This window comes from Pseudomonas sp. GL-RE-26, from assembly GCF_019956275.1.
GTDB classification, from domain to species: Bacteria; Pseudomonadota; Gammaproteobacteria; order Pseudomonadales; family Pseudomonadaceae; genus Aquipseudomonas; species Aquipseudomonas grandcourensis.
In genome coordinates, this window is the sequence record NZ_JAHBDI010000003.1 from 95214 (window position 1) to 116725 (window position 21512).

The 21512-nt window shown below is 62.1% G+C and carries 18 protein-coding genes; 6 read left to right on the forward strand and 12 right to left on the reverse strand.

Annotated elements, in window-relative coordinates:
- Position 1: 1 nt before the first annotated feature.
- Positions 2-1417 carry a Y-family DNA polymerase gene (locus tag KGB07_RS02295; protein WP_046038524.1) on the forward strand — a complete coding sequence of 472 codons (1416 nt, stop codon included), beginning with the start codon at positions 2-4 and terminating at the stop codon, positions 1415-1417.
- Positions 1393-4491, forward strand: a complete 3099-nt coding sequence (locus KGB07_RS02300; protein WP_223464390.1) for an error-prone DNA polymerase — start codon at positions 1393-1395, stop codon at positions 4489-4491. Before KGB07_RS02295 ends, KGB07_RS02300 begins: the two co-directional genes overlap by 25 nt.
- A 185-nt stretch (positions 4492-4676) precedes the next feature.
- Here KGB07_RS02300 and KGB07_RS02305 read toward each other — a convergent pair whose 3' ends face one another.
- The 7 genes from KGB07_RS02305 to KGB07_RS02335 form a co-directional block, all read right to left on the reverse strand.
- Complete coding sequence (locus tag KGB07_RS02305) at positions 4677-5339, reverse strand: flavin reductase family protein (protein WP_007973324.1); 663 nt, start codon at positions 5337-5339, stop codon at positions 4677-4679.
- A gap of 12 nt (positions 5340-5351) precedes the next feature.
- Positions 5352-6839 (reverse strand): amidohydrolase family protein, encoded by a 1488-nt coding sequence (locus KGB07_RS02310; protein ID WP_223464392.1) that lies wholly within the window; start codon positions 6837-6839, stop codon positions 5352-5354.
- Positions 6836-8032, reverse strand: coding sequence for an amidohydrolase family protein (locus tag KGB07_RS02315; protein ID WP_223464393.1), 1197 nt, complete (start codon positions 8030-8032; stop codon positions 6836-6838). Before KGB07_RS02315 ends, KGB07_RS02310 begins: the two co-directional genes overlap by 4 nt.
- Before the next feature lie 139 nt (positions 8033-8171).
- Positions 8172-9224, reverse strand: coding sequence for an extracellular solute-binding protein (locus KGB07_RS02320; RefSeq protein ID WP_223464394.1), 1053 nt, complete (start codon positions 9222-9224; stop codon positions 8172-8174).
- 14 nt (positions 9225-9238) lie between these two features.
- Positions 9239-10027, reverse strand: coding sequence for an ABC transporter permease (locus KGB07_RS02325; RefSeq protein ID WP_008050662.1), 789 nt, complete (start codon positions 10025-10027; stop codon positions 9239-9241).
- On the reverse strand, positions 10024-10941 hold the full coding sequence (locus tag KGB07_RS02330; RefSeq protein WP_046038517.1) for an ABC transporter permease: 918 nt from the start codon (positions 10939-10941) through the stop codon (positions 10024-10026). Before KGB07_RS02330 ends, KGB07_RS02325 begins: the two co-directional genes overlap by 4 nt.
- Before the next feature lies 1 nt (position 10942).
- Positions 10943-12028, reverse strand: a complete 1086-nt coding sequence (locus tag KGB07_RS02335) for an ABC transporter ATP-binding protein (protein ID WP_046038516.1) — start codon at positions 12026-12028, stop codon at positions 10943-10945.
- A 140-nt stretch (positions 12029-12168) separates the two neighbouring features.
- On the opposite strand from KGB07_RS02335, the gene KGB07_RS02340 reads away from it, so the two are divergent.
- From KGB07_RS02340 to KGB07_RS02350, 3 genes are all read left to right on the forward strand, one after another.
- Positions 12169-12858, forward strand: a complete 690-nt coding sequence (locus KGB07_RS02340; protein ID WP_046038514.1) for a GntR family transcriptional regulator — start codon at positions 12169-12171, stop codon at positions 12856-12858.
- Positions 12859-13022: 164 nt separating this feature from the next.
- On the forward strand, positions 13023-15134 hold the full coding sequence (locus KGB07_RS02345) for a PAS domain-containing sensor histidine kinase (RefSeq protein WP_223464395.1): 2112 nt from the start codon (positions 13023-13025) through the stop codon (positions 15132-15134).
- Between the two features lie 164 nt (positions 15135-15298).
- Positions 15299-15532, forward strand: a complete 234-nt coding sequence (locus KGB07_RS02350) for a hypothetical protein (RefSeq protein WP_223464396.1) — start codon at positions 15299-15301, stop codon at positions 15530-15532.
- 166 nt (positions 15533-15698) lie between these two features.
- Here KGB07_RS02350 and KGB07_RS02355 read toward each other — a convergent pair whose 3' ends face one another.
- The 5 genes from KGB07_RS02355 to KGB07_RS02375 all read right to left on the reverse strand — a co-directional run bounded on the left by KGB07_RS02355 (position 15699) and on the right by KGB07_RS02375 (position 20251).
- On the reverse strand, positions 15699-16778 hold the full coding sequence (locus tag KGB07_RS02355; RefSeq protein WP_223464397.1) for an SMP-30/gluconolactonase/LRE family protein: 1080 nt from the start codon (positions 16776-16778) through the stop codon (positions 15699-15701).
- Positions 16775-17920, reverse strand: a complete 1146-nt coding sequence (locus tag KGB07_RS02360) for a sterol desaturase/SRPBCC family protein (protein WP_223464398.1) — start codon at positions 17918-17920, stop codon at positions 16775-16777. Before KGB07_RS02360 ends, KGB07_RS02355 begins: the two co-directional genes overlap by 4 nt.
- Before the next feature lie 106 nt (positions 17921-18026).
- Positions 18027-18890, reverse strand: a complete 864-nt coding sequence (locus tag KGB07_RS02365; protein WP_046038506.1) for a LysR family transcriptional regulator — start codon at positions 18888-18890, stop codon at positions 18027-18029.
- 271 nt (positions 18891-19161) lie between these two features.
- Complete coding sequence (locus KGB07_RS02370) at positions 19162-19476, reverse strand: SCP2 sterol-binding domain-containing protein (protein WP_007976511.1); 315 nt, start codon at positions 19474-19476, stop codon at positions 19162-19164.
- Between the two features lie 64 nt (positions 19477-19540).
- Complete coding sequence (locus KGB07_RS02375) at positions 19541-20251, reverse strand: histidine phosphatase family protein (protein WP_046038503.1); 711 nt, start codon at positions 20249-20251, stop codon at positions 19541-19543.
- 201 nt (positions 20252-20452) lie between these two features.
- Here KGB07_RS02375 and sohB point away from each other — a divergent pair, with 201 nt between their 5' ends.
- The gene (gene sohB / locus KGB07_RS02380) at positions 20453-21475 is read left to right on the forward strand and encodes a protease SohB (RefSeq protein ID WP_046038501.1); all 1023 of its coding nucleotides are present in this window, start codon (positions 20453-20455) and stop codon (positions 21473-21475) included.
- The last annotated feature ends 37 nt before the right edge of the window (positions 21476-21512 follow it).

The window sequence follows — 21512 nt, forward strand, 5'->3', positions numbered from 1 at the left end:
CATGCGCTGGGTCTGCATTCTTTTCCCGCAATTGGCGCTGGACGCGGTACTGCGTCAGCGCGCCGATCCCGATGAACCCCTGGCGTTGCTGACCGGCCCGGCCCAGCGCCGGGTGCTGCAGGCCGTCAACGGCGCGGCGCGGGCGCTGGGCTTGCGTCCGGGCCAGTCCATGAGCGCGGCACAGGCCTTGAGCAAAGGCTTTGTCACGGCCGAATACGACGCCGCTGAAATCGACCACTGGCAGCAGTTTCTCGCCGCCTGGGCCTATCGTTTCAGTTCCCAGGTCAGCGTGCATTACCCCCGGGCCGTAGTGTTCGAGATCGAGTCCAGCCTCGGCTTGTTCGGCGCCTGGCCGCAATTCGAAGCGCTTCTGCGCCGAGAACTCGGCGAACTGGGGTTTCGGCACCGCATCGCGGCCGCGCCCAACCCGGTGGCGGCGCGGGTGCTGGCCAACGCCTATGACGGTCTGGTGGTGCCGGATGATCAAGCCTTGCAGCATCACTTGGGGCAAATGCCCGTCGACCGGATCGGCCTCGAAGCCTCGGTCGCCACGGCCTTGTCGCGCATGGGCCTGCGCACCTTGAGCCAGGTGCAGGCGTTGCCCCGGCATAGCCTGGCCCGGCGTTTCGAGGCCCAGGTGCTCAAGCATCTGGATGCCCTGTTCGGTTCGCGGCGGCTGGCCCTGGCGTTTTACCTGCCGCCGGACCGCTTCGATGTGCGTATCGAGCTCAATTTCGATGTGCAGTCCCATCAAGCCCTGCTGTTTCCGTTGCGCCGGTTGACCGGCGACCTGTCGGCGTTCCTCTGTGGTCGCGACAGCGGCGTACAGCGTTTCGACCTGCATCTGGAGCACGCCGGGTTGCCGGACACGCTCATCAAGGTCGGCCTGCTCAGCGCCGAGCGCGATCCGGCGATGCTCTTCGAACTGGCCCGGGGGCGGCTGGAGCAAGTCCAGGTCGAGGCGCCGGTGCGCGGCTTTCGCTTGCGCGCCGAGGATTTGCCGACCTTCGTGCCCCAGCATCAGGAACTGTTCGACGATCGCCCGCAGCAGTCCTTGCCCTGGGAACAACTGCGCGAGCGCCTGCGTGCACGGCTGGGGGATGACGCGGTGCATGGCTTGCGCTTCCAGGCCGATCACCGCCCCGAGTGCGCGTGGCAGGCCCGTGCCGATAGCCAGCCCTGCGCGGTGCCGGCCGCGGTGAAACGGCCGGGCTGGCTGCTGACTGAACCGCTGGCGGTGCATCAGGGCTCGGCGCGCATCCTCATGGGGCCGGAGCGTATTGAGTCCGGCTGGTGGGACGGCGACGACGTACGCCGTGACTATTACCTGATCGAAACCCGTGCCGGCCAACAGGGCTGGGCCTACCGGGCGGTCGGTGAGGACGGCCCGCTGTGGTTGCAGGGCTGGTTCGCATGAGCAACGACTATGCCGAATTGCACTGCCTGTCGAACTTCAGCTTCCAGCGAGGTGCCTCCAGTGCCCTCGAGCTGTTCCGGCGCGCGAAAAAACAGGGTTATCAAGCCCTGGCGATCACCGACGAATGCACCCTGGCGGGCATCGTTCGCGCCTGGCAGGCAGCGAAGTCCGTGGAGTTGCCGCTGATCATCGGCAGTGAAATACGCATCGAGAACGGTCCGAAACTGGTGCTGCTGGTGGAGAGCCTCGAGGGCTATCAGGCGCTGTGCCGATTGATCACCCGCGCCCGGCGCCGTACGCAGAAAGGCCAGTATCAGGTGCTGCGCGAGGATTTCAGCGAACCCTTGCCGGGATTGCTGGCGTTGTGGGTGCCGGACGCTGTCGATGCCTTTGAACAGGGCCGCTGGCTCAAACAGGTCTTCGCCGAGCGCCTGTGGCTGGCGGTGCAGTTGCATCGCGGTCAGGACGATGCCCGGCGCCTGAACGATCTGCTGAGCCTGGCCAGGGAGTTACGCATTACGGCTGTGGCCAGTGGCGATGTGCACATGCACGCACGCGGCCGGCGCGCCTTGCAGGACACCATGACCGCGATCCGTCATCACCTGCCGGTGGCCGATGCCGGGTTGCGCCTGCACCCCAACGGCGAACGCCATCTGCGCAGCCTCGACGTGCTGCAGGCGCTTTATCCGCCCGACTTGCTCGCTGAAACGCTGAACATCGCCCGGCGCTGCACCTTTGATCTTGGCCAGTTGTGTTATCAATATCCCCGTGAGCTGGTGCCACAAGGGCACTCGGCGTCCTCGTGGCTGCGTCATTTGACCGTGGAAGGCATCGAGTGGCGCTGGCCAAAAGGGCCGAAAAGCGAAGTGCTGGTGCAGATCGACAAGGAGCTGCAACTGATCGCGGAGCTGGGCTATGAAAGCTATTTCCTGACAGTCCACGACATCGTCCGCTTTGCCCGCCAGCAACAGATTCTTTGTCAGGGTCGTGGTTCTGCCGCCAACTCGGCAGTGTGCTTCGCCTTGGGCATCACCGAAATCGATCCGGATCGCACCACGCTGTTGTTCGAGCGTTTTCTCTCCAAAGAGCGCAACGAGCCGCCGGATATCGACGTCGATTTCGAGCATGAACGCCGCGAAGAAGTCTTGCAGTACGTGTTCCAGCGCTATGGTCGAACCCGAGCGGCACTGACGGCGGTGGTCAGCACTTACCATGCGGCCGGCGCGGTGCGCGATGTCGCCAAGGCGTTGGGTTTGCCGCCAGACCAGATCAATGCCCTGGCCGATTGTTGCGGTCACTGGAGCGATGAAACGCCTCCCGTTGAACGTCTGCGCGAGGGCGGGTTTGATCCGGAGAGCCCGGTGCTGCGCCGGGTGTTGAGCCTGACGGGGCAGTTGATCGGCTTCCCCCGGCATTTGTCCCAGCACCCCGGCGGTTTCGTGATTTCCGAGCAGCCGCTGGACAGTCTGGTGCCGGTGGAAAATGCCGCCATGGCCGAGCGCACCATCATCCAGTGGGACAAGGATGACCTCGATGCGGTCGGTTTGCTCAAGGTCGATATCCTGGCGCTGGGCATGCTCAGCGCGATTCGCCGATGTTTCGATCTGCTGCGCCGGCACCGGGGGCTGGACTTGAGCTTGGCGACCATCCCGGCCGAAGATGCGGCCACCTACGAAATGATCGGTCGGGCCGACACCATTGGCGTGTTCCAGATCGAATCCCGGGCGCAGATGTCGATGCTGCCGAGGCTCAGGCCGAAGACGTTTTACGACCTGGTGATCGAGGTCGCCATAGTTCGGCCGGGGCCGATCCAGGGCGGCATGGTGCATCCGTACCTGCGGCGCCGGAACAAGGAAGAACCGGAGGCGTATCCGTCACCGGAACTGGAGGTGGTGCTCAAGCGCACCCTCGGCGTGCCGCTGTTTCAGGAACAGGTCATGCAGATCGCCATCGTCGCCGCCGACTACAGCCCCGGCGAGGCCGACCAGCTACGCCGCTCGATGGCCGCCTGGAAACGCCACGGCGGGCTTGAACCACACAAGGAACGGCTGGCCGCCGGAATGAAAAAAAACGGCTATACCGCCGAGTTTGCCGCGCAGATCTTCGAGCAGATCAAGGGCTTTGGCAGCTACGGTTTTCCCGAGTCCCACGCGGCCAGTTTTGCCTTGCTGACCTACGCCAGTTGCTGGTTGAAATGCCACGAGCCGGCGGCCTTCGCCTGTGCGCTGATCAACAGCTGGCCCATGGGGTTCTACAGCCCGGACCAGATTCTGCAGGACGTTCGGCGTCATCATTTGCAGGTTCGCCCGGTGGACGTGCGCGCCAGTGACTGGGATTGCAGCCTGGAGCCGATCGCCGATGCGCAACCGGCGATTCGCTTGGGGCTACGCATGATCAAGGGTTTTCGCGAGGACGATGCCCGACGCATCGAGGCGGCACGCTCCAAAGGCGCGTTTGCCGACATCGCCGACCTCGGCGAGCGGGCGCGACTCGATGCCCGCACCCAGGAGCAACTGGCCGATGCCGGCGCGTTGCGTGGCTTGGCCGGCGACCGGCATCGGGCCCGCTGGGAAGTGGCCGGGGTACAAAAGCAGCTGGGCTTGTTCGCCGGCGTGCCGAGCCGGGAGGAGGACGTGGTGTCGTTGCCAAAGCCCACCGTAGGCGAGGACCTGCAAGCCGATTACGCCAGTGTCGGCACCACCCTCGGGCCGCATCCGTTGGCCCTGTTGCGCGGTGAGTTGAAGGCGCGGCGCTGCCGCAGTTCGAAGGAGTTGCTGGACGTCGAGCACGGGCGGCCGGTCAGCGTCGCCGGGCTGGTCACTGGCCGACAACGCCCGGCCACCGCCAGCGGCGTCACCTTCGTCACCCTTGAGGACGAGTTCGGCAACGTCAACGTGGTGGTGTGGCGCGACCTTGCCGAGCGCCAGCGCCAGGTGTTGGTCGGCTCGCAGTTGCTCAAGGTCGATGGGCGCTGGGAGAAGGAGGGCGAGGTCCGGCATCTGATAGCCGGGCGGTTGAGTGATCTGAGTGCGTTGTTGGATGGGATTAGCGTGCGCAGTCGGGATTTTCACTGATCCACGGCGGGAGCTTTTGTGGCGAGGGGGCTTGCCCCCGTTGGGCTGCGGAGCAGCCCCCAAACCAATCACCGCAATAATTTCAGGCACACTGCATTCACCGATTTTACGACGGCTTCGCCGCCGAACGGGGGCAAGCCCCCTCGCCACAAAAGCCGCTCCCACAGGGTTTGTGTTGATGCCTGTTATTTGGCCAGCGGCCAAAACCTCTCCCCACCCCCCGGCGCATCGGTCCAGGCCTGCAACGAGCGTGTCGGCAGGTCGAAGTAATCCCGCGTGCGCGCATAGCCATGCCCGCCCATGCGTCCGATCGCATCCAGCCCCAACTGATCGATGTACAGGGTTTTCGGATCGATCAGTTCGTCCCGCACGTGGGCCATCAGCACTTCACCAAAGATGATCTCCCGGGATTGGCCGATGGACAGCGCCATCATCCGCCGGCACTCCAGCGCCACTGGGGCTTCGCCGATGCGTGGGCATTTGACTGTGGTGCCGGGGATGGCGGTGAGGCCGGCGGCGGTCAGTTCATCGAAACCGGGAGCGAAGGGCACGGCGCAGACGTTCATGGCTTCCACCAGCGCATCGCTGACGATGTTCACGGTGAATTCCTGGTTGAGCTGAATGTTGCGGGTGGTGTCCTTGGGGCTTTGGTCGCCGTAGTTTTCCACGCCCAGCGCGAGGATTGGTGGATCGGCGGAAAGCGCATTGAAAAAGCTGAACGGCGCTGCGTTGATCCGGCCTTCGCCGTCGACGGTGGTGACCAGTGCAATAGGGCGAGGCACCACACTGCCAATCAGAATCTTGTATTTGTCCCTTGGGCTCAATGTGCTGAAGTCGAAGCTTTGCATGGGCAGGAGTCTCTAGAGAAGTGGATCAATCGCGCTCAATGGCGCGTGGGCGCTGTAGTCGTCGGCGAACGGGATGGCTGGCTGGAACAGGCTTTTCCAGTCCGGTTGGCCGAAGGCCCGGTCGCTGTGGCTGCGCATCAGTTTTTCGAATTGTTGTTGGGCCTGGCGTTGCAGGGCGGGGTAGTCGACGCTCTCGACCTGGCCGTCCCGCATCAGGCAACGGCCGTCGATGTAGCTGGCGATGCAGTCGTCACCACGGCCGGCCAGCACCAGGTTTTTCAGTGGGTCGAACAAGGGGCCCAAGTGCAGGCCGCGCAGGCAGAACACGGTGATGTCGGCCTTGGCCCCGGACGCCAGACGTCCGAGATCATCACGGCCCAAAGCCTTGGCGCCGCCAAGGGTGGCGGCGTTGTACAAATCCAGTGTGCTGGTGAGTGCGTTGCCGCCCTCCATCAGGCGGGCGATGTTCAAGCCCTGGCGCATGTTGTCCAGCAAGTCCGCCGGCCAGGTGTCGGTGCCCAGGGCGAAGTTGATGCCCTTGGCCCGATAGCGGCCAAACGAATTCAGTGCCTCACCGTCCCGGGCAAACACCACCGGGCAATGCACCAGGCTCGCGCCGCCATCCACCACCCGTTGCAGGTCGTCATCGCCTCGGGTGTAGATGCCGTGGGGCAGCAGGCTGCGCGGGTTCAAAAGCCCAAGCTGCTGCAACCAGCCCAGAGGCGAGGTGCCGCGCAGTTGCTCGACCATCGCCACCTCACCGAGGCCCTGGCAGCAGTGCAAACGCATCGGTGCGTTCAGTTCCCGGCTCAGCGCGGCGGTGCGTTGCAGCAGCGCCGGGGTGCAGGTCTGGATGCGATCAGGCAGCAGCGCGCTACGAATCAAGCCGTTGTGCGCGCCGTCGAAATCCCGGAAAAACCGTTCGGCGGCATCGAGGCCGGCCATGCCCCGGGCTTCGTCCCAGTGGTGCGCCAGGGTTCCATCGGCCTGCCAGTAGCTCATACCACTCATGTAGCAGGGGCCGAGGTAAGTGCGCAGCCCCAGTTCGGCAGCGACACCTGCCACCGCGGCAAATTCGTCGTAGGTCTCGGCCCACTCGCGGTAATACATCGAGGTGATCGGCATGGCCGTGGTGATGCCGTTGCGGATCAGTTGCGTGAAGGCGTAGCGGTATTTGAAGACTTCTTCTTCGGGGCTGTAGCTTTCCCGCGATCCACGCGCCAGATACTGCGCCGACCACATCCGGCCCAGGTCGCGCTCGTCGCCGTTGTCCAGGGTCAGCACCGTGGAGTCGAGATCGCCAAGGGCATCCAGATCGATGAAGCCGGGGCCGATCAGCGCGTTGCCGTAATCGATCCACTGATCCACCGGGCCCGGATAACCGCGCCCGACAAACTCGATGTGTGAGCCTGCGAACACCACTTCGCCGTCGCGCCACAGCACATGCTGCGTGCCGTCGAAGCCGACCACGCAACTGGCGCGCAAGCCGATGCGCTTCACAGACGACTGTCCAGCAAGCGACCACCCGCCGCAATCAACCGGCCCGCGCGATAAACTTGACGCAACGGCCGCGAAACCACCGCCTCACCCAGTGTTTGTACCTGCATCAACAGGAAGTCCGCCGGCTGGCCGATCTCCAGGCGATTGGCTTCGCAACCCAGCGCCTGGGCGCCGTTGCCGGTCGCCGCCTCGAACGCCGCCGCCAGTTCTTCGTCCTTGTTCAAATCGAAACGGAACGCCAGCAACATCGCGCGTTCGAGCATGTCGCCGTTGCCCATGGGCGACCAGGCATCACGAATGCCGTCCGAGCCCAGGCACACATTCACGCCGGTTTCGCGCAGGGCCAGGAACGGCGGCACCGCACAATCGGCCGGGGCTGAACTCATCAGCGAAATACCCAGTGCCGCCAAGCGCTCGGCCACCGGTTTGACCTGGCTCCACGGCAACATCCCCAGGCAATACGCGTGGCTGATCATCACTCGGCCTTGGCGATTGAAGCGCTCGGTGTAGTCGGCGATCAGGGCGATCTGCCACAGGCCCAGCTCACCCTTGTCATGCAGGTGAATGTCGACGCCACGGTCGAACTCGCTGGCCAGTTTGAACACGAAATCGAGTTGCGCGATGGGGTCGTTGTCGATACCGCATGGGTCCAGTCCGCCGACGTTTTCCACACCCAGGGCCATGGCTTCGCGCATCAGTTCGGCGGTGCCGGGGCGACTGATCAAACCAGTCTGCGGGAACACCACCAGTTGCAGGTCGATCAGGTCGCGGTAGTTTTCACGCAGTTGCTGCATGGCCTCGACATGCCGCAGGCCGAATTCCGGGTCGATGTCGACGTGGCAGCGCATGGTCAGTGAGCCACGGGCGATGCAGTTTTCCAGCAGGGCACCGGCCCGTTGTGCGATGGGGGTGGTGACTTCGCGCAGGATGCGCCGTTCGTTGGCGATATAGTCCTTGAGGGTCGGGCCGGCGCTGTTGGGGCGCCAGGGTTGGCCCCAGAGGGTTTTGTCCAGGTGTACGTGGCTTTCCACCAGGGCGGGGGTGAGCAGTTGGTTCTGGCCGTCGATGTCGGTGGCGAGCAGTTCGGTGGTCGAGGCCGGGCGGCGTTGGCTGAAGCGGCCGTTTTCGATCAGCAGGTCTTCGGCGGGGGCGCCGTAGGGGCGCACGTTGCGTAGCCAGCGGGGTTGGGTCATACAAACCTCAAATTCAGTGTTGTGTGAGAGGGCCTCTTCGCGAGCAGGCTCGCTCCTACAGTGGATCTTCGGCGTTCACAAAATCCCTGTAGGAGCGAGCCTGCTCGCGATGGCCGCAACTCGGTTTCAAGTCAGGCAATCAGCCCTTGAGCTTGGCCCAAATGCGGTCCTGCAGCTCCCGCGCCTTGTTGCTGCATTCCTTCTCGGGACGCAGGCGCGAGGCGAATTCGTCGGGCATGTTGATGGCGTCCATCACCCGCCACTTGGCGTCGATCAGCTTGTCGCTCTGGATGCCGTTGTCGTAGGCGATGGCGTTGGACACGGCGGCGGCGTTTTCCGGTTTCATCATCCAGTCGATGAAGATCTTCGCGTTGCCGGGGTGCGGTGCGCTTTTCGGTACGGCGAAGTTGTCCTGGAACATCGCCAGGCCTTCCTTCGGATACACGTATTTGATGGTGCTCTTCTGCAAGGTGGCCCGCGCTGTAGAACCGTTCCAGTTCTGCATCATGATCACTTCACCGGAGGCCATGCGGTCGACGGTGTTGTCCGAGCTGTACATCTTCAGGAAGGGTTTCTGTTTTTGCAGCAGCTCGAGGATGCGCTTGGCGTCCTGGGGTTTTTCGCTGCACTCGTCGACATTCAGGTAGTGACTGGCGGCGTTGATTACGCTGCTGGAGGTGTCGAGGGCCGCGAGCTGGCCTTGCAGTTCCTTGCGCGGCTCGAAGAACTCTTTCCACGAGTCGTCGAGCTTGCCGCCGGGCACCCGGGCGCTGTCATAGGAGAACCCGGTAGTGCCCCACAGGTACGGTGCTGAGAACTTGCGCCCCGGGTCGAAGCTCGGGTCGCGGAACGCCGGTTTGACGTATTGGAAGTTGGGCAGGGCCGAGGCGTCGATCTCCAGCAGCAGGTCCTGGTTGATCAGGGTGCGCATGATCGATTGCGACGGCACGATCACGTCATACGCCGCGCCGCCGGCCTGCAACTTGGCCAGCAGGGTTTCGTTGCTGTCGTAGCCGTCCATGGTGACCTTGATGCCGGTCTCCTTTTCGAACTTGGCCAAAAGCTCGACCGGGTAGTAGTCGGTCCAGTTGTAGAAGAACAGTTCCTTGGGCTCGGCGGCCTGGGCGCCGAGCGCGGTGAAGCAACTCAGGGCCAGACCGGCTACAGCGAAACACATGCTTTTTGTTTTCATGCTTTGCTCCAGGATCATTGGTTTTTGCCGCGCTGTCCCAGCCAGAAGGCCAGCACCACCAGCACGATGGAAATCACCAGCATCAGCGTTGAAATCGCATTGATCTCCGGCGTCACGCCGGCCTTGATCGCCGAGAAGATGTACACCGGCAGGGTTGTCGAGCCGGGGCCTGCGACGAAGAAGGTCATGATGAAATCGTCGAGGCTGACCACGAACGCCAGCACCGAACCGGACAGCACCGCCGGCCACAGCAGCGGCAAGGTCACCCGGCGAAACACCTGCCAGGGGTTGGCGTACAGGTCGTTCGCCGCTTCCAGCAGGCTCTTGTCCAGGTCATTGAGCCGCGCGCGGATCGGCAGGTAAGCGAAGGGAATGCAGAAGCCGATGTGGGCGACGATCACCGTCAGCAGACCGAGCTTGATCCCCAGCGCCATGAACAGCAGCAGGGTGGCCACGGCGGTGACGATCTCCGGCAGGATCAACGGGAGGTTGATGCCGCCCTCGACCATTTTCTGCCCGTAGAACGGCCGGTAGGTCGCCAAGGCCGCAAGTAGCGCAATCGCCGTGGCACAAACGGTGGCGATGCTGGCGACAATGATCGAGTTCAGTGCGGCGGTCTGGATCGACGGGTTGGCCAGGATTCGCCCGTACCAGTCGAACGAGAACTCGGTCCACACCGTCGCCGAGCGGTTGGCGTTGAAGCTGTAGGCGATCAGCACGAATATCGGCAGGTACAGATAGGCCAGCATCAACAGGCTGACTTCGCGGGTCAGGGGCAGTTTCTTCAGGTGCAGGGCGATCATGCTTGGGCTCCTGGGCGTTGGGTCTTGGCGGCATTGCGGCTATAGAGGGCGTACAGCACCAGGGACAGCAACATGATCCCCAGCAACAGGAACGACAGCGAACTGCCCAGCGGCCAGTTGCGCGCGGTGCCGAATTGCTGCTGGATCAGGTTGCCGATCATCAGCGTCTTGCCGCCGCCAAGGATCGCCGGGGTAATGAAGGCACCCAGGCTTGGCACGAACACCAGCAAGGCACCGGCAATCACCCCCGGCATCGACAGCGGCAGGATGATCCGGCGCAATGCGTGCCAGCGGTTGGCACCGAGGTCGTAGGCGGCTTCTACCAGGCGCCAGTCAAGTTTTTCCAGGGTCGAATAGATCGGCAGAATCATGAACGGCAGGAAGCTGTAGACCAGGCCGACGCTGACCGCGAAGTCGTTGTAGAGCAGGGTGATGCCACCGGCCTGGGGGAACAGCGCGTTGAGGCTCTGGGCGATCCAGCCGTGTTCGCGCAGGATGATCAGCCAGGCGTAGTTGCGGATCAGCAGGTTGGTCCAGAACGGGATGGTGATCAGCAACACCATCAGGTTGCGCCGACGGGGTGTCAGGCTCGACATCCACAGCGCCACGGGGAAGCCGAACAGGAAACACAGGACCGTGGTGCCACCGGCCTGGAACACCGAACGCAGCAACGCCTGGGCGTAGACCCAGTTCAGTTCCAGTTCGCCGTCGAAACCTTCCTGGAAAAACAGCTGCACATAACTTTGCAATTGCCAGTTGGCCTGCCAGTCGACGCCACCGTAGACATTGCGCGGCAGCAGGCTGATGTAGCCCATGATGCCCAGCGGAATGGCGATCAGGGCCAGCAGGGTCAGAACCACCGGGCTGAGCAACAGCGCGCGGTTGAGGGCTGGGGAGGTGCTGCTGACGCTCATCTCAGGCCTCCATCAACAGGCAGGCGTGGGGTGGCAGGTTGACCGCGACACGATCGCCCACCACCCGCCCGTGGTTCAGGCCCTCGTTGTTCTCGCGCAGCATGACCTTGATGTCGTTGTTCAGGCGGCATTGATAGAGCGTGGCCGTGCCGACATACAGCACGGCTTCGATCACACCGCGCAGGTGATGGGGCTGCGTCGGCTCCACCAGTTGCGAACGCTCGGGGCGGAACGCCAGTTGCACCTTATTGCCGTCAAAGCCCTGGGCCGGGCAGGGGATTTCCACGGGCATGCCGTTGGGCACGAAGAGCTTTTCGTTCTGTTGGCCACGCTTGAGGTGGCCGGGGAGGAAGTTGATGTCGCCGATGAATTGCGCAACGAACTGGTGTTGCGGACGCTCGTAGATTTCATTGGGCGAGCCGATCTGCAGAATCTTGCCGGCGGACATCACGGCGATGCGATCGGACAGGGTCAGGGCTTCTTCCTGATCGTGGGTGACGAAAATGAAGGTGATCCCGGCTTCTTTCTGCACGCGCTTGAGTTCGACCTGCATTTCCTTGCGCAGCTTGAGGTCCAGGGCCGACAGCGGTTCGTCCAGCAACAGCACTTTGGGTTTTGGCGCCAGGGCCCGGGCCAGAGCTACCCGTTGCTGTTGGCCGCCGGACAGTTCAGCCGGTTTGCGCCTGGCCAGGTGCTGCATTTGCACCAGCGCGAGCATCTCGTCGACGCGCTGCGGAATCAGTTTGCGATCAAGACCCTGCATCTCGAGGCCGAAGGCGATATTCTGCGCAACACTCATGTGCGGAAACAGCGCGTAACTCTGGAACACCGTGTTGACCCGACGCTTGAACGGCGGCAAATCGTTGACCGGCTCGCCCGCAAGGCGGATCTCACCTTCGCTGACGTGCTCGAAGCCGGCGATGGTGCGCAGCAGGGTGGTTTTGCCGCAACCGGAGGGGCCGAGCAGGGTGAAGAATTCGTTGTCGGCGATGTCCACCGAGACGTTATCGAGGGCTGGAGCAAGCCCCGGATCGTCGGAGTATCGTTTTGAGACGTTTCGCACTTCGATTGCTGTTGGATGACCCATTATGGTGCATTCCTCTAATTATTGTATGCAAAATCTGGATGCAATTTAGAAATACCCGGATTAATCTGCCCGTGCAAGCCCCTTTTTCAATGGCTGTTCATTCGCCAGGGTCGGTTGCACAGGGCGCCAGGAGTTGATGAATGACGGAAAAGAAACTGGAAACCACGGTCGACCGCGTCTACCAAGGGGTTTACGAAGCGATCAGCAAACGCTCGTTGCGTCCGGGCATGAAGCTTGGCGAAGCCTCTTTGGCCGAGCTGTTCAATGTCAGCCGCACGTCCGTTCGGGCCGCGCTCAAGCAATTGGAGGCCGACGGACTGGTCACCACCGAGCCCAATAAAGGTGCGTCGGTGTCGTTGCCCAGTGACGAAGAGATCCGCTCGCTGTTCGAAACCCGTCGCCTGGTCGAGATCGGCATCGTCAGTGAGCTGTGCCGTCGGCGTGATACAGCGGTGACTCAGGACCTGCGCGATCACTTGCTGCTGGAAGATGAAGCGCATCAGAGCGGTGATCACGAACGGCTGATTCACCTGCTCGGCGAGTTCCACATCAAACTGGCCCGCAGCCTGAACAACCCGGTGCTGCTGGACTGGTTCCAGAAGCTGATTTCCCGGGCGTCGCTGTATGCCGCCGCACTGGATGACGACAGCCACGAGGTCTGCCGCGACGACGAACACCTGCGGCTGATCGAGTACATCGAAGCAGGGAACCAGAGCGCGGCCATAGAGCTGACCTGCATGCATTTGAATGGCATCGAGAAGGCCATTCTGGATGTCGCGGCCACGCTGAAAAGCAGTTACAACCCGCTAAAGCACTTGATTGAGGTGTAGTGCACGGTCTCTCGGTTACTGAGGACCAAATTGTGGGAGCGAGCCGGCTCGCTCCCACAAGGGATCTCCAGTGGCCCACCAGAATCAGCTATACCTCTATGAAACGAATAGCGTGCAGGATGCTCGAAATAAACGGGTGCAACTTACCGGGATAGAGCCAGCCGATGCAGTTTCTAGAGGATAGCCACGGGTGCTCCGGGTGGAACGGCGAAATGGCCGGGCGCATTCGTGCGTTCGACTGGAGCCTGACCGAACTTGGCCCGCTCGACTCATGGTCCAGGAGCCTGAGCAGCGCGGTGCAGTTGATGCTCGCGTCCCCGCTGCCGATGGTGATGCTCTGGGGCCAGTCCGGGTACATGATCTATAACGACGCTTATTCCAAGTTTGCCGGTGGACGTCATCCGTATCTGCTCGGTTCTGCCGTGGAACTGGGTTGGCCGGAAGTTGCCGAGTTCAATCGCCACGTGGTCGACACCTGCCTGGCGGGCGGTACCTTGTCCTATCGCAACAAAGAACTGGTACTGCTGCGTGACGGGGTTCCGGAAGATGTCTGGATGGACCTCTACTACAGCCCGGTGGCCGACGATGACGGGCGCCCGGCCGGGGTCATGTCCATGGTGGTGGAAACCACGGAGCGGGTGATCTCCGAGCAACGCCGACAAGTGGCTGAAGACGCCTACCGCGCCGACAACGAACGGGTACGCCTGGCGCTGAACGCCGGCGCCTTGCTCGGTTCCTTTGTCTGGGACATCAAGACCAACGTGCTGTCGGGTGACGAGCGCTTCGCTCGCACGCTCTCTTATCCACCCGGGCAAGACCTGCAAAACCTGTCCCAGGAAATCGCTGAAAGCCGGATCCATCCGGATGACCGCAGTTGGGTTCAGGAGCGAGTCAGACTGTCGGTGGAGACGGGTGAGCCCTACAACGTCGAATACCGGATCCAGCGCCTGGATGGCAGCTACCTTTGGGTACTCGCCAGTGGTTGTTGCGAGTTCAATGAGCAGGGCGAGGCGTTTCGCTTCCCCGGCGTGCTGATCGATATTCACGAACGCAAGAACGCCGAAGAGTCCCTGCTTAAGTTCACCCGCAACCTGGAACAACGGGTGGCCGATGAAGTCGAGGCGCGGCTGGCGGCGGAAGAGCAACTGCGCCAGTCACAGAAGCTGGAAGCCATCGGCGGCCTCACCGGCGGTGTGGCCCATGACTTCAACAACCTGTTGCAAGTGATCGCCGGCAATCTGCACCTGCTGGCGCGCCATGAGCCGGGTAACGCCAATGTGCAGCGCCGGGTCTCGGCGTCTATCGCCGCCGTCGAGCGCGGTGCCAAGCTGTCCTCGCAATTGCTTGCATTCGCCCGTCGCCAACCGTTGTCGCCCGCGGTCTTCACGTTGCGGCAGATTTTCGATGGTCTGGCGGAGTTGTTGCTGCGTGCCCTGGGTGAAACCCTTCAGGTTCACATGACGGCACCCGAAGACTCGTGGAATGTGTTTGTCGATCGCAACCAACTGGAAAACGCCATTCTCAATCTGGCGATCAACGCCCGTGACGCCCTTCAAGGCGAGGGCAGGATTGACCTGTGCGCGGAAAACATCGTCCTTGATCGCAAATTTTGCGCCGCAAAGGGCATTGCTCCGGGGGACTATGTGCGGGTGTCCGTGACGGATACCGGCGTCGGCATGCCGCCGCAGGTGCTGGCCCAGGCGTTCGAGCCGTTTTTCACCACCAAGGCCGACGGGCACGGCACCGGCTTGGGCCTGAGCATGGTGTTTGGCTTCGTCAAGCAAAGTGGCGGTCATATCGAAATTGCCAGTGACGTGGGGCGAGGGACCCGGGTGCAGTTGTACTTCCCGCGCACCTTACGCGCGGCACCCAGCGAAACGCCGGGCCCCGATGTGCCGCAACGGGGCGGGCACGAACGCATCCTGGTGGTGGAGGACAATGAGGCCGTGCGGGTGGCGGCGGTGGAGTTGTTGCGTGAAGAGGGCTATCAGGTCCTCACGGCCACCAACGGTGACGTCGCCATGCAAATGTTGCTGGAAGGGCTGGCGGTGGACCTGATATTCACCGACGTGGTCATGCCCGGTCTGATCAAGAGTTCCGACCTGGCGGCCTGGGCGAAAGTGCAGGAACCGCCGGTGGCTGTGCTGTTCACCTCGGGGCATACCCGCGACATCATCTCGCGCAATCACCAACTCAGCTCCGACACCCACCTGTTGAGCAAACCCTACAATCCCGAATCACTCAGGCAGATGGTGCGCATGGTGCTCAACGGCTGAATCCGCTGGCGCAGGCAAAGGTTTTAGCGCCTGTGGGACCGGACGACGAACGGACACCGCTGGTCTGACAGGTGGTCGACAGAACGGGTAAACCGAGGCCATTCTGATAGTTGGTGAACGCAATTGATCGCGTTTCGCTGCCGATCAACAAACGGAGGTGTTCCATGCCGGTGCCACATGACCTTTATCAGGATCTGAAACGCTCAAAGGAAGAAGTCCAGCAGAAACGCACCAAGGATCCGTTACTGGATTCACTGCTTAACAAGTATTCCCAGGCGGATGCCGAAGTGGTGAAAGCAGAGGAGGCCAAGTCCAACGATGACACCGTAAGGAAACTCAAGGAGGCTCGTCTGCTGGTCAAGGACAAGATCGTCAAGCAACTTGGCGTGTCGTCCTGAACCAGCGTGCTGCCACTGACGACCGGTGGCGGGAAAGTTGGAACGGCAACCAGAACCGGCACCTCGAATGCTCAGAGACCGATGTTACGGCTCTCAACGAGGTGCCTCATGACCCAGCCAAAATATCCCGGTGAACAACAGCGGTGAACTCAGGAAGGGGGACCGCTCATTGCAATGCCTTGCTTAACGGCAATCGCACCATGTTCTGCGCTTTCAGCGAACCGAAATACAACCAGTCCCCATACTCGCGCACCGTAGTGATCGGTGAGTAATTGTCGCTGCTGCCGTCCTGCAGGTTTGCAATTACTTTGCCCTCAAGGTCCAGGCCCAGGGCAAATCCGCGTTTTTCCACTGGCTTGGGCAAGACGGTCATGGCCCGCACGATCATCTTGCGCACGAATGGATGCGCCGCCGTGCCATCAAGCAAGGCGTTCCGCGGGGCATAGAGTGCCACCCAGAAGCGGTCGTGACCATTGAACGACAGATTGTCCGGCAGCCCCGGCAGGTTGTCGATGAACAGGTCATGGGTGCCGGCCTTCGGACCGCTGAGCCAGTAGCGGCTGATGCGGTAGGCACCGGTTTCATTGACCAGCACATAGGCATCGTCCGGTCCCAGAGTCACACCGTTGGCAAACTCCAGCTTATCCAGCACAACCGATGTCTTGCCGGTCTGGAAGTCGTAGCGCAGCAGTCGACCGTCGCCGCCGTGTTCGATCACGGCCTCACCGTCGTGGCCATAGCCGAAGCGGCTCGAAGCATCGCTGAAATAGGCGTAGTGACCCGGTTTATCGATGGCCACATCGTCGGTAAAACCGAAGGGAACGCCATCGACCTCTGTGGTCAAGGCCACCAGACGCCCCTGGGCATCGAGGGACAACAAGCCTTTGACGGCATCGGCGATCACCAGCAGACCATTGGGATGCCGGGCCAGGCCCAGTGGCCGGCCACCGGTATCGGTCAGGACTTTGGTGGTCTTGCCATCCAGGCTCGTGCGGATCAGGCGACCGTCGTGCAGGCCGGTGATGAGCGTGTCGTTTTCCAGCAACAAGGCTTCCGGCCCGTCGATGTTGGCGGCACCGACGCGTTCCACCTCCTTGAGCCGCTGATTGTCGGCGTAGATTCCGCTGGTGAGGGACGGCGCAGGTTGTGGCGTCCAGGCCACCGGTCGCACCTTGGTCGGCATCAGCAGCAGGAAGGCGCCGACGGCGACGATGGCCAGCAACAGACATTTGGAGGTTCTGCTCACGCGCCGACTCCTGTCGCCGCCAGAGACTTCTGCGCCATGTCGCGCAACGCCAGCATCGATACCGCCGATTCCCGATCGATGCGCCGCTTGAGCAACAAACGGTTGGCAATGCGCATTGCCAGGCCGCTGAATTGATATTCCAGGGTGCGGACGAAGCGTGTGTCCTCGCCTGTGGCATCGCATTCATAGGTCACCACCAGCGACAGGCCGTGATCACCCCGGGCCTCGGCGCTCCAGCGCCTTCCGGGCAGGTACTCCGCGACCTCCCAGCGCAAGTGCCCGTCGCGCCCGCCGGCACGGATGTCCTCCTTGAAACGTGCGCCGGCATGCAACGGCCCTTTTGGCCCATCGATGCGCAGCGACGACGGATGCCATTGCGGCCAAAGGGTCACGGTGCTGGCGTAGGCAAGTACCTGGACCGGGTTTCCGGCAATGACAATCTGATGCTGCATGCGGGTCATGGGCGTTCTCGTCGGGTTGAGCGGCGCAGGTTCCGGCTCCCAATAGAGGGTGCCGAACAGGTAGTCCATCAGCGGGAAAACGATGTTGAAATTACGCTCCTGCATCAGTTCGCGGCGGTGGTGCAGTTCGTGCAGCCGGCGCATCTGGCGGATCCACGGCAGCCGTGTGAGCGGGTTGTGCGGCGGCAGATGCTCGCAGGCATGAAACACTTCGTAAGTCAGGTAACCGAGGACAAGAAGGCCGCCGACCAATCCGGCGACGTTGGTATTGATATGCTTGAGCAGCCACCAGAGGGGCAGGGCGACGGCGAGGGTGTGCAGCACGATCAGCCACGCCGGAAACAGAATCACCCGCCAGTCGCGGGCGTTGTCGTAGGTCATGTGGCCGGGGGTGAAAAAGCTGTGGTGGTCGACTGCGTGACGGGCATAAAACAGCCGGGCGAAGGTCTTTTTATGATGCCCCAGGTGGCGATGCACCATGTACACACCGAGGTTGAACAACAGCAGCGTGACGGGCACCGCCAGCCATTCCGCTGGCCGCACCTGATGTACGTTGCTCCAGAAGACGCTGATCGCCAGTGCCCCGAACACCAGGACAAACGCGCCGTGCAGCCAGGGGTTGTAGAGCGGATGAATGTCGGCGCGGTAACGGCTGCGGAATCCTTCGGTGGTCTGCCTCACTGCAATCACCTGTCGTTTTTGTTATCTCTTTCAGATTAGCCGATCCCGGTGACTTGACGGACCGAACCTTGAGGACACAACGGCCATGATCCGGTGCAAACCGGTCTCAGGTCAGCGGATCCCAGCGCTGCGACCAGTCTTCGTCGGAATCGATGACCTTGCGCAGCAGATCGAAGGCGCGTTGCAGCGTCGGCGAGTCACGATCGCGCGAGTAGACCAGATAGGTCGGGTAGTTGAATTCCGGCGCCTTGGGCACCCGTTCCAGGGCGCCGCTTTGCAGATAACTCTGTACGACGCGGGTGCGGAAGTAGCCACTGCCGCCGTTTTCAAGAAGGTACTGCAAGCCCAGCGGACCGAGATTGAAACTCAGCGCGGCCTTGGCTTTTTCCGGCAGCGCGGCGTCGTGCTGGCGTCGGAATTCGCTGCCCCAATCGATGTACACATAAGGGTCGGGCTTTTCGGCCTGGCGCACGAGAATCAGTTTTTCTTCGAGAACCTGCTCGACTTGCAGACGCGGCCAATACTCGGGCTGATACACCAGCGCGGCATCCAGAACGCCCAACTCCAGTTGGCGCAGCAGGTTTTCGCCATCGCGGATTTCCATGCGCAGGGCGTGGCTGGGGATATTCTTGCGGATTTCACCGGCCCAGCCGAGCATCAGCGGGTTGCACAGGCTCACCTCGCCACCGATGTGCAGCACATCGTGTAAACCCTCGGGCAACGGCAAATCACGCCGCGCGGCTTCCCAGGTTTGCACCAGCTGATTGGCGTACACCACGAACGCTTCGCCGTTGGGCGTCAGGCGGGCACCGGCACGATTGCGCACGAACAGGGTGCTGCCCAGCTGGCTCTCGAGTTTTTGCACCCGTGCGGTGATCGCGGTCTGGGTGACATGGAGTTTTTCCGCGGCGGCAGCCAGGCTGCCATGGCGGACGATTTCGAGGAAGGTGCGGGCGAGGTCGATGTCCATGGGGTGGCCGGTGTGAGAGGTTCAGGCATTGTAAGAGCGGATACCTCACTGGCACCACTCATACCCTGTGGCGAGGGGGCTTGCCCCCGTTGGGGCGCGAAGCGGCCCTTGGCGTCCTTCCGATAAGTCGAAATCAATGGTGGGACGACTGCTTCGCAGCCGAACGGGGGCAAGCCCCCTCGCCACAGGACCAGCAAAAACGACGAATCCCGCCACTAAGGGCGGGATTCGTTTGTAGCAGGCACGCTCCCGAAGTTCGGAAGCCCAGTGCTTACGACGGGAACAGCTCGGACAGTTTCATCGCCAGCATCATGTCGCCTTCAGCGCGCAGTTTGCCGCCCATGAACGCTTGCATGCCGTCAGTCGAACCGTCGACGATGCCTTCCAGGGTTTCGCCGTCCATCACCAGGGTCACCTGGGCGTCCGGGTTCTCGCCTTCCTGCAGTTCGCAGGTGCTGTTCTTGACGATCAGCGAGAAGTTCTTGGTGTCGTCGATGCGGAAACCGAAGACCAGGTCCAGACCGGCAGCAGCGGCTGGGTTGAACTTGGCTTTCATTGCTTGTACGGCATCAGCTACGGAGGTCATGGTTCGATCCTTTCTTGGGTAATAAGAGCTGGGTGATTACAGCCAGGGTCACAATAGTCCGGACTCAGCGAAACGTGATGAGTTCCGGGGCCTTCAACAGTTGCAGGTGCGCATGACTGTTGAAGGAAGCCAGGGACACCTCGCGACCACGAAACTTAAGCTGGTTGAGCGAGGTGTTGACGATTTGCCAGTTCAATTCAAAGGCCTGCCGGGCAGGCATTTGCGTAATCAGGTGGAGCAGGGCGGTGATGGTGCCGCCGGAGGTGAACACGGCGATTTTCTGGGTGTTGTCGGCCTGGTCGAGGATGCGATGCAAGCCGGCCTGCACCCGCTCGACAAACCCCAGCCAGCTTTCCAGGCCCGGTGTGTCGTAGGTGCCGGCCAGCCAGCGCTCGATGATCAGGGCGAAGATACGCTGGAACTCACCACGGTTTTGCGCGGCGTTGCGCAGGATGTCCAGGGCTTCGGGTTCGTCCGGCAGCATGGCCGGCAACAGCGCGCGGATTACCGCATCGGCGTCGAACTCGTTGAAGGCGGCGTCGGTTTCCAGCAGCGGCACCGGCAGGCCCGCCGCGGCGAATTGCTCCAGCGCGCTGTTGGCCGTGTGCTGCTGGCGGCGCAGGTCGCCCGCCAGGCAGCGGTCGAAGCTGATCCCGAGTTCGGCCAGGTGGCGGCCAAGGATTTCAGCCTGAAGAATACCGGTCGGCGACAGGACGTCGTAGTCGTCTGCACCAAAGGAGGCCTGGCCATGTCGAATCAAATAGATGCTGCCCACGTCCGCGTCTTCCCGGTACGTTGAAGGTTTGGCGAGGTTATGAGGATGGCGGTGTGCTGTCAATGAAAAAACATACGCTTGTTTGAAATGCCCGTTGCAGGCCTGTTGCCAGCGCTTTCACGGCTGGTCGCAAGGTCGGCGCATGGGTATGCTGGAGGTATCCCGCGCGCGTTCAAGCCGCGCATCGTTTGAGGAGTCCCTGTGGAGTTTTTTTCCGAGTACGCCATTTTTCTGGCCAAGACCGTGACCCTGGTGATCGCCATTCTGGTGGTCCTGGCCAGTTTTGCGGCCTTGCGCAGCAAGGGGCGGCGCAAGTCGTCGGGCCAGTTGCAGGTCAGCAAGCTCAATGATTTCTACAAAGGGCTGCGCGAACGCCTGGAGCAGACCTTGCTCGACAAGGACCAGCTCAAGGCCCTGCGCAAGACCCAGGCTAAAACCGACAAGAAACAGAAGAAAAAGCCCGAGGCCAAGCCCCGGGTGTTCGTGCTGGATTTCAACGGCGATATCAAGGCATCGGCCACCGAAAGCCTGCGCCACGAAATCACCGCCTTGCTGACCCTGGCCACACCGAAGGACGAAGTGGTGCTGCGCCTGGAAAGCGGCGGCGGCATGGTTCACAGCTACGGCCTGGCCTCCTCGCAACTGGCGCGTATCCGTGAGGCCGGCGTGCCCTTGACCGTGTGCATCGACAAGGTCGCGGCCAGCGGTGGCTACATGATGGCGTGCATCGGGCAGAAGATCATCAGCGCACCGTTCGCGATCCTTGGCTCGATTGGCGTGGTGGCGCAGTTGCCCAACGTCAACCGCTTGCTGAAAAAGCACGACATTGACTTCGAAGTGCTGACCGCCGGTGAATACAAACGCACCCTGACCGTGTTTGGCGAAAACACCGAGAAGGGCCGGGAGAAGTTCCAGCAAGACCTGGACATCACCCATCAACTGTTCAAGAACTTCGTCTCGCGCTATCGCCCGCAACTGGCGATCGATGAAGTGGCCACCGGCGAAATCTGGCTCGGCGTCGCGGCGCTGGACAAACACCTGGTCGACGAACTCAAGACCAGCGATGAATACCTCGCCGAGCGCGCCAGCAAGTCCGAGCTCTATCACTTGCATTACGCCGAACGCAAAAGCCTGCCGGAACGCATCGGCATGGCCGCCAGCGGCTCGGTCGATCGCGTGCTGCTGAGCTGGTGGAGCCGTTTGACCCAGCAACGCTTCTGGTAACGGGCCAGGAGATACAACAAAACATCCAGCCGGGGCA